12 protein-coding genes are annotated in these 12,762 nt (G+C 50.0%); 9 read left to right on the forward strand and 3 right to left on the reverse strand.

Translation table 11 applies throughout. The features are described 5' to 3' along the window. Positions 1–5 precede the first annotated feature (5 nt). Entirely contained in the window at positions 6–2,630 is a 2,625-nt protein-coding gene (gene clpB, locus C7B65_RS11815; protein WP_073071302.1) for an ATP-dependent chaperone ClpB, read from the reverse strand. Positions 2,631–2,774: 144 nt separating this feature from the next. Between clpB and C7B65_RS11820 the strand changes: the two genes are divergently transcribed. Next, entirely contained in the window at positions 2,775–2,963 is a 189-nt protein-coding gene (locus C7B65_RS11820) for a DUF6888 family protein (RefSeq protein ID WP_073071304.1), read from the forward strand. Further along, positions 2,950–3,153 (forward strand): DUF6887 family protein, encoded by a 204-nt coding sequence (locus C7B65_RS11825; protein WP_073071305.1) that lies wholly within the window; start codon positions 2,950–2,952, stop codon positions 3,151–3,153. The genes C7B65_RS11820 and C7B65_RS11825 overlap by 14 nt, the downstream gene beginning before the upstream one ends. 115 nt (positions 3,154–3,268) lie before the next feature. Here the strand turns inward: C7B65_RS11825 and C7B65_RS11830 are convergent, their stop codons facing one another. Continuing rightward, on the reverse strand, positions 3,269–4,084 hold the full coding sequence (locus C7B65_RS11830; protein WP_073071307.1) for a squalene/phytoene synthase family protein: 816 nt from the start codon (positions 4,082–4,084) through the stop codon (positions 3,269–3,271). Positions 4,085–4,216: 132 nt separating this feature from the next. Between C7B65_RS11830 and C7B65_RS11835 the strand changes: the two genes are divergently transcribed. Both C7B65_RS11835 and typA read left to right on the forward strand, forming a co-directional pair. Further along, a complete protein-coding gene (locus tag C7B65_RS11835) occupies positions 4,217–4,675 on the forward strand; it encodes an EVE domain-containing protein (RefSeq protein WP_073071309.1) in 459 nt (152 codons plus the stop codon). 146 nt (positions 4,676–4,821) lie between these two features. Next, entirely contained in the window at positions 4,822–6,618 is a 1,797-nt protein-coding gene (gene typA, locus C7B65_RS11840; RefSeq protein ID WP_073071310.1) for a translational GTPase TypA, read from the forward strand. Between the two features lie 251 nt (positions 6,619–6,869). Here the strand turns inward: typA and C7B65_RS11845 are convergent, their stop codons facing one another. Then, on the reverse strand, positions 6,870–8,147 hold the full coding sequence (locus C7B65_RS11845; protein WP_083582865.1) for a type IV pilus twitching motility protein PilT: 1,278 nt from the start codon (positions 8,145–8,147) through the stop codon (positions 6,870–6,872). Between the two features lie 225 nt (positions 8,148–8,372). On the opposite strand from C7B65_RS11845, the gene C7B65_RS11850 reads away from it, so the two are divergent. The 5 genes from C7B65_RS11850 to C7B65_RS11870 all read left to right on the forward strand — a co-directional run bounded on the left by C7B65_RS11850 (position 8,373) and on the right by C7B65_RS11870 (position 12,695). Further along, positions 8,373–9,515: a DUF58 domain-containing protein gene (locus C7B65_RS11850; RefSeq protein ID WP_106253996.1), complete on the forward strand. Its 1,143-nt coding sequence runs from the start codon at positions 8,373–8,375 to the stop codon at positions 9,513–9,515. A gap of 10 nt (positions 9,516–9,525) precedes the next feature. Further along, the gene (locus C7B65_RS11855) at positions 9,526–9,969 is read left to right on the forward strand and encodes a DUF309 domain-containing protein (protein WP_073071315.1); all 444 of its coding nucleotides are present in this window, start codon (positions 9,526–9,528) and stop codon (positions 9,967–9,969) included. A 223-nt stretch (positions 9,970–10,192) separates the two neighbouring features. Beyond that, complete coding sequence (locus C7B65_RS11860) at positions 10,193–10,711, forward strand: LptA/OstA family protein (protein ID WP_073071531.1); 519 nt, start codon at positions 10,193–10,195, stop codon at positions 10,709–10,711. A 43-nt stretch (positions 10,712–10,754) separates the two neighbouring features. Continuing rightward, positions 10,755–11,483: an LPS export ABC transporter ATP-binding protein gene (gene lptB / locus C7B65_RS11865; protein ID WP_073071317.1), complete on the forward strand. Its 729-nt coding sequence runs from the start codon at positions 10,755–10,757 to the stop codon at positions 11,481–11,483. A 27-nt stretch (positions 11,484–11,510) separates the two neighbouring features. After that, complete coding sequence (locus C7B65_RS11870; protein WP_073071319.1) at positions 11,511–12,695, forward strand: LptF/LptG family permease; 1,185 nt, start codon at positions 11,511–11,513, stop codon at positions 12,693–12,695. Positions 12,696–12,762: the final 67 nt, after the last annotated feature.

A 12,762-nucleotide genomic window follows, 5' to 3' on the forward strand; every position in this document is an offset into this window, starting at 1 on the left:
ATACATTACTGAGTTGTTAGCACTTCGGACGGCAAGCGTCGAAACTCTAACCGCTCCGTTTCCCCAACATCCACGAAGATCGTGTCGCCCTCGCTAAACTCGCTTCGCAGAATTGACTTGGCGATCTGAGTTTCTAACTCGCGCTGAATGGCACGCTTAAGCGGACGTGCCCCAAACACGGGATCAAAGCCCACCTCCGCTAAGAAATCTAGCGCCGAATCAGAAAGTTTGAGCGACATCTTCCGGTCTGCCAGTCTTTTCTCCAGCCGTTGCACTTGCAGTTTAACAATCTCACGCAACTCAGACTTGTTGAGACTGTGGAAGATGATGATTTCGTCGATGCGGTTGAGAAACTCAGGACGGAAGCTCGATCGCATCGCATCCATGACGCGCGATCGCATCTCTTCATATTGCGTATCATCACCAGCCAGATCCAAAATATATTGCGACCCGATATTGCTGGTCATGATGATGATGGTGTTTTTAAAGTCCACCTTGCGACCCTGCGAATCGGTGACGCGACCATCATCCAAAATTTGCAGCATGACGTTAAACACATCAGGATGCGCTTTCTCGATCTCGTCAAACAAAATCACTGAGAAAGGACGACGACGCACTGCTTCGGTTAACTGTCCGCCTTCTTCGTAGCCCACATATCCCGGAGGCGCACCGATTAAACGAGACACAGAGTGTTTCTCCATATACTCAGACATATCGATTCGCACCATCGATTCTTCGGTGTCGAAGAGATAGGCAGCAAGGGCTTTTGCGAGTTCGGTTTTACCTACGCCCGTCGGGCCTAAGAAGATGAAACTCGCGGTGGGTCGGTTGGGGTCGGCAAGCCCGGCGCGCGATCGCTGAATCGCATCTGCCACTGCCGTCACCGCTTCGTCTTGACCCACCACTCGCTGATGCAACTCATCTTCTAATTGCAGCAGCTTTTGCATTTCCGATTCCACCAGCTTACTGAGCGGGATGCCCGTCCACTTCGAGATGATCTCGGCAATGTCAGCTTCGGTGACTTCTTCGCGCAGCAGAGATGAGCCACTCTTTTGAGTTTGAGCGGTTTGGGCTTCTGCTTCTTGAAGTCGGCGATTCAGATCTGTGAGCGTGCCATACTTCAATTCAGCCGCTTTGTTGAGGTCATAATCGCGTTCTGCTTGCTGAATTTCGAGATTGACCTGCTCGATCTCTTCTTTCAACTCCTTGATCTGATCTCTACCGCCCTTTTCAGCTTGCCACTGAGCATTTAAGCGGCTTTGCTCTTCTTTAAGGTCTGCCAGTTCGCGATCGAGGCGCTCTAATCGATCGAGAGAAGCCGGGTCAGTCTCTTTTTTGAGAGAAAGTTGCTCCATCTCCATCTGCAAGACTTTGCGATCGATTTCGTCTAGCTCGTCTGGCTTTGACGTGTTTTCCATTTTCAGCTTGGCAGCGGCTTCGTCTACGAGATCGATCGCTTTATCGGGGAGGAAGCGATCGCTGATGTAGCGAGTCGAAAGCACGGCGGCTGCCACTAAAGCACTGTCAGCGATTCTGACTCCGTGGTGCAGTTCGTAACGATCTCTTAGACCCCGAAGAATCGAGATCGTCTCTTCGACGCTAGGCTGATCAACATAGACTTGTTGGAATCGCCGCTCTAGCGCCGCATCTTTTTCGATGTACTTACGATATTCATCGAGCGTCGTTGCCCCCACACATCGCAGTTCACCCCGCGCCAGCATGGGCTTGAGCAGGTTTCCGGCATCCATTGCGCCTTGAGTTGCACCTGCGCCCACCACAGTATGAATTTCGTCAATGAATAAGATAATGGTGCCTTGAGATTCTGTGACTTCTTTGAGAACTGCCTTTAAGCGCTCCTCAAATTCGCCCCGATATTTCGCGCCAGCAATCAGAGAACCCATATCGAGGGCAATCAGTTTGCGATCGAGCAAAGATTCTGGTACATCTCGATTGATGATTCGCTGTGCCAATCCTTCGGCGATCGCGGTTTTGCCCACGCCAGGTTCACCAATCAGCACCGGGTTATTCTTCGTCCGGCGCGAGAGAATTTGAATCGTGCGCCGAATCTCATCATCGCGCCCAATGACGGGATCTAGTTTGCCTTGACGAGCATACTCTGTGAGATCTCGTCCATATTTTTCGAGTGCTTCGTACTTACCTTCCGGGTTTTGATCCGTCACCTTTTGACTCCCTCGTATCTGTTCGATCGCGGTTCTGAGTTTAGTTTCGTCAAGCTTAAATTCTGCAAATAGCCCTTTTCCAAACCGATCGTCCTTCGCATATCCCAGCAGCATATGCTCGATCGAAATGAATTCATCCTCAAACTGTTTGCGGTAGTCTTCGGCTCGATCGAACAGCGTGTCTAAGCTGCGACCAAGATAGACTGATCCACCGCTGCCAGAAATTTTTGGCTTACTACTGATAAATTCGTCGGTGCGATCGCGCAACCGCTGCACATTGATTCCTAGCTTGTTGAAGACACTGGTGGCTAGTCCATCTTGCTCTAGCAGAGCGCGCATCAAGTGTTCGCTTTCGATCTGCTGCTGCTGATATTGCTTTGCGATTTCTGGGGTGCGAACGATTGCTTCCCAGGCTTTTTCTGTAAATTGATTGGGGTTGGTTGGCTGCATCGTGTCCCCCTCTGACCTTAGAGTTTTATCTTGTATATCGCTATTGTATAGACGTGAACAATTTTAGAAGGTCGGTGTTCACACCTCTTTAGATGGGTATTGCCGAAAAGAGGTACGAAAGATGAGCCTTGGAGGAAGTGATGAATGCCAACCAACGCACAATTGAGAAGCCTGTATCGAATCAGCTACCGACTAACCTACATCATGTTTCAGCCAATTCATCTCGTTTGTATCGATCGACGGACTCAGAATCTCTTTGTTCTGTCAGGTCATCATGAAGGAATCGAATTTGAAGTCACTCCAGACGGGCAGGTAGTCAATGAGCCAAATTGATTATGCAGCAATGACCGATCAGCAGTTAAAGCAGTATTTTTTAGAACATCGTAACGATAAAGCCGCACTGCAAGCTTACTTAGATCGTCGTAATCAACGCTCAAAAGTTGTGATTACAACCATAGATGATCCTGATTTTGATCAAAAGATTCAGGCGGCGATTGAACAACAGATCAGCAAGAGCTTATAGAAGTGGGAGAGTTCGGGAACCCTCAAAATCCACATGGTTCACCTGTGTTTGTAGTTCGGGAACCACAGACCAAGTGCAGGAGAAGGATTACATGCCCTTCCCCTGGGCAAACTCTCTAACTCGTCACCTGTTGAACAAGATCGATCACTTGACTGCGACTGAGCTTCTCAGATCCGTGCAGCATCGCATCTAACGTGGCATGACCCAGCGTCAGAATAATCTGACAAAAATCAGAAGCAGGGCTTCCCAAGGGCAACGAAGCCGTATAAGCATCGGCTAACTGAATGTTGCGACGAGCGTAGTTTTGCAGATCGTCACTTGTCCAGCCAGAGGGATAGAAATCAACGCCACGAGTCAGATCTTCGCCGTGATTGCGGAGAATGTTAACCGCTTGCAAGCCGCGACCAAATCCGATCGCTTCAGTGCGATCGGTCTGAGTGCCGTCATACCAGCCCCACAGATCTGAAAGCAGCAGACCGACAGAACCCGCCACACTGAAGGTATAGCGATCGAGATCTGTCTCGGTCTGAACCGTCCAGTTGCAGTCTGCCCAATGCGCCATGCGGTCTGACATCGCTGCGGTCGATTCCCAGATGCGGGGCGCAATATCGGCAGGGGCAAGCGTTGCCCATTCGCCAATTCTCAGCGAGACTTCGGGTAGCTGCTCGGCATATTCGCCAAACGCTGAGTCAAAATCACCATCTTTAAACCCAATTACGCCTGACTGCAAAATCAGACTAATTTCTCTCAAAATCTTGGCTTTGATGGAATTCTCTAGATCCGGGTCATCTTCGATTTCGTCGATCGCTCGCATACACAGATAAGCAGACGCAACTGCTTCTTGTAGACCTGATGGCAACCGACTGATGGGAATATAAAACGTCCGACTCGTCTCTTTAAGAATCTCTAATGCGTCTTTACGTAGGTTCATGCTTGTGTTCACTCCTCTCCGAAACCTTTATAGCAGGTTGTGATTTAAAAAGGCGTTTTCCTCTGATAAACCCCGTTTTCTGGGTGCGTCTTCGGCTAGACTGCTAAGTCGCCTTAGCAGAAAGTTTTTGCCATGAATTACTGGTTGATGAAATCTGAACCTGATGTCTATGGGATCGCTGATCTGAGACGCGATCGTCAAACGATTTGGGATGGGGTGCGAAACTATCAGGCGCGAAATTTTCTGCGGTCAATGCAGCCAGGTGATCTAGCCTTTTTTTATCACTCAAACGCCGCTCCTCTGGGCATTACTGGCGTGATGAGAATCGTTGAATCAGGCATCGCTGACCCAACGCAATTTGATTCCACTAGCAACTATTACGATGTCAAGTCTACAAAAGAGTCACCCCGATGGCAGACGGTCTGTGTTGAATTTGTCGAAGAATTGCCTCATTTAGTTTCCTTGGATACGTTACGATCGCAGTTCTCACCCGATGAGCTACTAGTCGTCAAACCAGGCAATCGCCTTTCGGTGATTCCGGTTGCCCCTGCGATCGCCCAGCGCATTCTCACCCTGGTTACTGCGACTTAATATTGCGCCTTCAAGTCATTTATTTATGTAACCGCTAAGATAGAATTATTAAGGCTTCTTTACTATTTTCGACGCATGATGCCAAACCGTGATGGCGATCGAAGCCTCCTAACGCAAAATTTCTAACCCTTTTCACTGGAACTTCTATGACTCTCCCGATTCGCAACGTTGCTATCATTGCCCACGTTGACCACGGCAAAACAACGCTCGTGGATGCACTGCTCAAACAATCTGGGACGTTCCGAGAAGGAGAAACGGTTCCAGATTGCGTGATGGACTCGAACGATCTTGAACGAGAACGCGGCATTACTATTCTGTCTAAAAATACGGCGGTTCACTACAAAGAGACGCTGATCAATATTGTCGATACACCGGGGCACGCTGACTTTGGGGGCGAAGTTGAGCGCGTGTTAGGCATGGTGGATGGGTGTCTGCTGATCGTCGATGCCAACGAAGGCCCGATGCCGCAGACGCGCTTTGTGCTGAAGAAAGCACTAGAGAAAGGGCTGCGCCCGATCGTATTCATCAACAAAATTGATCGGGTTCGCGCTAACCCTCACGTTGCCGTTGATAAAGTATTAGATCTCTTTTTAGAACTGGGTGCTGACGATGATCAGTGCGAGTTCCCTTATCTGTTTGGTTCTGGCATGGCAGGGTTTGCTAAGGAAACCCTCGAAGAAGAGGCATCCGATATGCAGGCGCTCTTTAATGCGATTCTGCGCCACGTTCCGCCTCCGGTCGGCGATGCGTCAAAGCCACTGCAACTGCAAGTCACGACTTTAGACTACTCTGATTATCTCGGTCGAATCGTGATCGGCAAGATTCATAACGGCACGATTCGCGTCGGTCAGCAAGCCGCGATCGTCACCGAAACAGGCGCGATCGTCAAATCTAAAATCTCGAAACTAATGGGTTTTGAAGGGCTGAAGCGCATTGACATCGAAGAAGCAACCGCTGGAAACCTCGTCGCGGTTGCCGGATTCGCAAATGCCAACATCGGCGAAACGATTACCGACCCGAACGATCCCCAGGCGTTGCCGCTAATCAAAGTTGACGAACCGACCTTACGGATGAATTTCTCAGTCAACGATTCGCCGTTTGCAGGTCAAGAAGGTGATTTCGTCACATCAAGACAGTTGCGCGATCGGCTCTTCCGGGAGCTAGAAACCAACGTCGCTCTCCGCATCGAAGAAACCGACTCTCCTGACAAACTGGCGGTTTCGGGCCGGGGCGAACTGCACCTCGGCATTTTGATCGAAACCATGCGTCGTGAAGGCTATGAGTTTCAAGTTTCTCAGCCTCAAGTCATCTATCGCGAAGTCAGCGGTCAGCCCTGTGAGCCGTTTGAAACCCTTGTTTTAGACGTGCCTGAAGAAGCAGTTGGCGGCTGCATTGAGCGGTTGGGTCAGCGCAAGGGCGAAATGCAAGATATGCAGGTCGGCACCTCGGCTCGTACCCAGCTAGAGTTTGTGATTCCGGCACGGGGTCTGATTGGCTTCCGGGGTGAGTTTATGCGAATGACTCGCGGTGCAGGCATCATGAATCACAGCTTCCTAGATTACCGTCCGATTAGCGGCGAGATTGAGATGCGACGCAATGGGGTGCTGATCTCCTTTGAAGAAGGCGTTGCCACGTTCTACGCGATGCAAAACGCCGAAGATCGCGGAGTCTTCTTTATCAGACCCGGTGTTAAAGTCTACCGGGGCATGGTTCTTGGCGAGCACAATCGTCAACAGGACTTAGAGTTAAACGTCTGCAAAGCGAAGCAGTTGACCAATCATCGGGCTTCGGGCGGTGAAGAACTAGTGCAGTTGAAAGAACCGATCGACATGAGCCTCGAAAGAGCGCTAGAGTACATCGGTGGAGACGAGTTGCTAGAGGTCACGCCTAAGTCAATCCGCCTCCGCAAGGTGGCTAAGGCGAAAAAACTCGCGAAGAAGTAGAAATAGGGATTGTGTAAATCCCTAATAAAAAGGGGCGTGTCAAGTACGCCCTTTTTTATTGCTCGAATATTTCGCTAATCTAAACTGATGTCAGCTCGATAGAAGCGGTTCGTCACGAGCGTGAATTCGGGAGAGCCCCCCAAATCCCCCAAAATTGGGGGACTTCAAGCCAAAATCTCTGAGTCAAAGTCCCCCAGAATTGGGGGATTTAGGGGGCGCGACGGACTAGTAACGAAGTCGTCGAATTCACGTTAAACAGGGTTATATTCTCGCGCCGTTGGATCAAACTCACGATTAGAAGACCGTCCGGGATCATAGCCCTCGTTGCGAACTCGGCGACGTAAATCTCCCGCATCAGGAGACGCTTTCACCGCGTCATCTGGGCTAATTCTACCCAACAAAATCAGTTCACAAAGTGCCTGGTTCATCACTTGCATTCCTTCATTCGTGTCAGTCTCCATCAACTGGAAGGCATCGGTTTCTTGACCTTTGAGCAAGTAGTCTTGCATCGCGGCAGTGTTAAGCAAAACTTCGTGAACAGCGGTGCGTCTGCCGTCGGTGGTCGGCAACAACTGCTGAGACACCACCGAGATCAGAGACTCTAAAATCTGAGTCCGCATCGCCTGCTGCTCATCAGGATTGTAGATATTGAGCAATCGATTAACGGTGCCGATCGCGCTCTTGGTGTGCAGCGTTCCTAAAACCAGGTGCCCTGTTTGAGCTGCTTTTAGTGCTGTATCGACGGTGATGCGATCGCGCATTTCCCCGATCAAAATCACATCGGGATCTTCCCGCAAGACTGCCCGTAGCGCCTCATGAAATTCGTGAGTGTGTAGCCCCACCTCTCGCTGACTGATTAGACACTTGCCCGAAGCGTGGACATATTCAATCGGGTCTTCGATCGTCACAATATGGCGACTATCTGACTCATTCAATTCTCGAATCATCGCTGCGATCGAAGTAGATTTGCCCGACCCAGTAGGACCCGTTACCAAGATCAAACCCTGCGGATAGGTGACCAAATGCTTGAGTACCGGAGGCAACCCCAACCCATCGATCGACGGCACATCAAGCGGGATCAGACGCAGCACGATCGCGCCGCCCGTCAAGGTCTCAAAGCAGTTTACCCGACAGCGCAAAAAGCCTGGATAGTAGATGGCGGTGTCTAGCTCCTTTTTCTCAACAAACTGCTTTTTCTGTTGCTCACTCAGCATTTCAGTCAGATATTTTTCAAATAGTTCGGGTGACACTGCGACATGATCTGACAAACAGACAATTTGACCTCGAATTCGCAGACGGGGCGGCTCACCCACGCGAATGTGAATATCAGACGCTTGGCGAGCATGGGCATCTCTGACCATTTGCTCGATCATGAGCTGAGTGCCATCGGGTCTTGAGCGAGGAGCAGCCAGTTGAGCCAGGGGCGGCGGAGGTGGAAAAGCAGGATCAGCCTGGGGGCGAGCGGCAGGAGTGCCCTGCATGGGTGATTCCTTTTTAGCTTTCTCGTCTGATGGGTTGAAGTTAGTCATAATTAATCAGGCTGAGTCCGGTTGGTAAGCTCCCTGCTCAAGCTAGGTTGAGCGCATCAAAACGCTAGAGTTTGTGCAAAACTTTTCTAGTTTTTTTGAATGTATCTAAGATTCTATCGATCATAGATAGTATGGCTCAGGTTTTTTGCGATTTTTTCAACCCTTCTAAAAGATTAAGCTGAGTCGCAGAGAACGCATCAATTATTTATAGAATCACGAGCGGCGATGAGCATCAAATTTCGGCTGATCAATTGGCTAGAAACTCACTGGGTTAACCCGGCTTATATTGGGTGGGTGCTGGGTGGGCTTGCCCTATTCTTTTTCATCGCAGCTACTAACACGCTATCGGGTTGGCTTTATGTGATTAGCGGGGTGATCATGGCGCTGTTAGCGATCGCCACCACCCGATCGACCCAAAACCTACAAGGGATTGAAATCATTCGCCGTCCCATCTACCCAGTAAGCGCAGGCGATCCTCTCACTGTAGAATTGCTGATTCAAAATGCAACCGCTAAAGCCAAAAATCTCCTGCAAGTGTCTGACCTGGTTCCGCACCGATTGGGTAAACCCGTTACTAAAGTTATTGAAAGCCTGAATGCCGATGCTACTCAATATTGGGTCTATCAGCACCCAACTCAACAACGAGGCGTTTATCGCTGGCAGACAGTGCAACTGCGATCGGCGGCTCCTCTGGGATTAGTTTGGCGACGACAGGATCAGCAAGTTGAGGCAACGGCGATCGTCTATCCAACCGTTCTTCCTTTAGCGCATTGCCCGTTAATTGATCAAATCGGACAGGAGTCAAAGGCACAATTCACCAGTGACCAGCGTGCTAAAGCTGCCCAAGAGGGATTGACGCGATCGCTGCGCCCTTATCGATGGGGCGACCCGACCCGGCTGATTCACTGGCGCACCAGTGCCCGCTATGGAGAACTGCGGGTTCGAGAACTCGAACTTTTTACGGGCGGTCAAGAACTTGTAGTCTGTTTGGATAGCGCCACCGCATGGAAGTCAGAATCGTTTGAGGAGGCAGTGATTGCAGCCGCGTCTCTTTATTTCTACGCGGCTCGTCAAGCGCTCACCATTAAACTTTGGACTGCCAAGACTGGACTTCTGCAAGGAGAACAAGCAGTGTTAGAAGCCCTTGCAGCGACCTATGCTGGGGAAGATACTCACAGCACTAACCCGCCGAATCTGCCTTTAATTTGGCTGACTCAAAACCCTGAAAGTCTCAACGCAATGCTTTCAGGAAGCCGCTGGGTATTGTGGACTCAACCCGCGACCGAGCCGCGATCGTCCCCTTTTCCAGGACTCGTGATTCGCCCCGAACGATCGCTGCAATCACAGCTTCAAGATTCTCTTAGCTAGAGTTCATCTGATGACAGACCAACTACCAGAAGCCTTTTGGCAAGCCATTGAGCAGTTTAATCAAGGCGAATTCTACACCTGTCACGACACCCTAGAAGCCATTTGGATGGAAGCGCCTACGTTTGAAAAAAACTTCTACCAGGGAATTCTGCAAGTTGCGGTGGCGATCTACCACTTAGGCAATCGCAACTTGCGTGGAGCCGTAATTCTACTAGGCGAAGGGCTAAACCGCCTGCGGAAATATCAGCCAGAATATGGAGGGATCGAGGTCGATCGCTTCATCAATGACAGTACAAACTTACTTACTACTTTGCAGCAGATGGGAGCCGAGGAAGTGGGAAATGTTATGTTATGTCAGTCTTTAGGAAAAGCAAGTTCTAGCACAACTGATCAGGATGGCAAGATTATTCTACAGATTCCCATTGTCCGGAAGTTGACTGCATCAGTGGAATAATCGGATTAGGACTGATCCGCGTCAAGACTATATTTGTAATCATTAGAGAAGACTGGATCATCTCGAAACTTCTCTAAACAAGCATCGTCTTTGAGATTAAGCAACCTATCTAGTTTCCAACCCTCAAGCGAGATTTGTTAAACTCTCTATGATGATATATTCGAGGTCATCAAAGGTTGCCTCGTGCGATCGCTCTCTCACTGCTCTGTTTGCCATCAACCTAATGATATTTTTAAAGCGCTTCTCACTCGATCGTTTAGGGCTGGCGTTGCTGCTTCCGGCAAGCTTGACGTTAGGCTTAACTGCCTCAAATCTTTCTGCCGATGCGGTGCCTAGCCGAGTTGCTCAAGCTGCACCTGCCCAGCCGCTGACGCTGCGAGCCAACAGCACCGAAGCCAATGCCAAAACTGGGGTTGTCGTGGCACGGGGCAATGTGCAAATCAATTATCCTTCTCGTCAGATTCAAGCCACGTCAGCTCAAGCTATCTACTTCAGCAAAGAGCGCCGAATCGTTTTGACGGGTGACGTTTATGTCTTGCAGCAAGGCAACAGTTTGCGAGGAGAAAATATCACCTACCTGGTTGACGAAGGGCGATTTATCGCATTGCCTCAGGCAAGCAAGCAGGTCGAAGCCATTTACCTGATCACCGATACGCCTGCTGTTTCTAGTCCGAGTGCTGCTAAATCTACCCCGTTTAGCCCTAGCCCACAATTTCAGTCACCCACTTCCGGCAAGCGCTGACTTCCTAACCCGATTCACTTTGGCTATTCTGAGGAGCAGGTTATTGAGGATTGTATTAGAAAATATTCATAAATCTTATGGCGCACGATCGGTGGTGAATCGGGTCAGCCTTTCTGTGTCTCAAGGTGAAGTTGTGGGTTTGTTGGGTCCTAACGGGGCAGGCAAAACGACGACGTTTTATATTGCAACAGGCTTAGAGAAACCCGATAGCGGCAAGGTTTGGCTAGACGGTCAAGAAGTCACTGCCCTCCCGATCAACAAACGGGCGACGTTAGGAATCGGCTATCTGGCACAAGAACCGAGCATTTTTCGATATCTCACCGTTCAAGAAAATATTCTTTTGGTTTTAGAGCAAACCAAAGTTCCTCGCTGGCAATGGAACGATCGCTTAAGCGGGTTGCTTAAAGAATTCCGACTAGAGAAAGTGGCATCTACGCTAGGAGTGCAAGTGTCTGGAGGCGAACGTCGTCGCACAGAGTTGGCGCGGGCACTTGCTTCTGGAGTTGAAGGCCCCAAATTTCTGCTACTAGACGAGCCGTTTGCCGGAGTTGACCCGATCGCCGTGGCTGAAATTCAAGATATTGTGGCTCAACTGCGCGATCGACAAATCGGCATTTTGATCACCGACCACAATGTGCGCGAAACTTTAGAGATCACCGATCGAGCTTACATCATGCGCGATGGGCAGATTCTCGCGTCGGGCAACGCTGAAGAACTCTATGCAAATCCTTTAGTGCGGCAATATTATCTGGGAGACAACTTCCAGCGTTAATTTCTCTAGCCTCTCACTCTTTTCCCCATGTCCTCCGGGTTTTCTCAGCCTCCTCAGCCTTCGTTTCGACCTGTCAGCCGACTCTCTTTTTTGTCGGTGATGGATCGCTACATCATCACTCAACTGATTCCGCCGCTTTTATTTGGGGTGGCCGCTTTTTCGTCGGTGGTGTCCTCAGTAGGGACGCTGTTTGACTTGATTCGCAAAGTTACTCAGTCGGGGTTGCCATTCTCGATCGCGCTTCAAGTCTTCTTCTTGCAACTGCCTTATTTTGTGAGTCTGGCGTTGCCTATGTCGATGCTGTTGGCGGCGTTAATCGTCTATAGTCGGCTCTCAACAGACAGCGAACTGATTGCGCTCCGCAGTGCTGGGATCAGCGTTTATCGGCTGATTTCGCCCGCGATCGTGCTCAGTCTCATTGTGACTGGGGTGACTTTTGGGTTTAACGAAGCGATCGTGCCTGCCGCAAATTATCAAGCAGCCCGGACGCTTGACTTAGCGCTTAAAGAAGACAAGCCGACGTTTAGAGAAAAAAACATTCTGGTGACGCAGTTTAGCAACGGCAAACAGGCGAATGGCTCAAGTGATCAGACGTTAGAGCGGATCTTTTATGCCCGACAATTTGACGGGCGGCAAATGAAAGGCTTGACGGTTCTCGATTTTTCGCAAGGTGGACTCAATCAAATTGTCGCCTCAGAGTCGGCGGTTTGGAACCCGAAAGACAGCACCTGGGACTTCTTTAACGGCACGATTTATGTGGTGGCACCTGATGGGTCTTATCGCAACATCGTCAAGTTTGTGCAGCAGAAACTTGAATTGCCTCGCACTCCCCTAGATCTAGCAAATCGCAAGCAAGACTCAGCCGAGATGAATATTGCAGAACTGCGGGACTCGCTCAACATTGTGACTCAGAGTGGAGATGAAAAAGAAGCTCGTAAAGTGCGGCTGCGAATTCAGCAGAAGCTTGCGTTTCCTTTTGTGTGTTTGGTGTTTGGGTTAACGGGCGCAACGCTAGGCACTCGCCCCCAGCGCGGCGGCAGAGGCGCAAGTTTTGCCATTAGCATTGTGATTATTTTTACTTATTATTTGCTGTCGTTTGTCTGTGACTCTTTGGGGCTTCTAGAAATTTTGTCTCCCTACATTGCGGCTTGGCTGCCAACCGTGTTAGGACTGGTTGCAGGTGGGTTTTTGCTAGTTCGGGCGGCTCGGTGAACTGTATAGATCTGCCGATCGCCGATGCCTGCAATGAGTTCGATCGGCTACAATTCCTGTTATCAGG

This window comes from Phormidesmis priestleyi ULC007 (assembly GCF_003003695.1).
Classification (GTDB): domain Bacteria; phylum Cyanobacteriota; class Cyanobacteriia; order Leptolyngbyales; family Leptolyngbyaceae; genus Phormidesmis_A; species Phormidesmis_A priestleyi_A.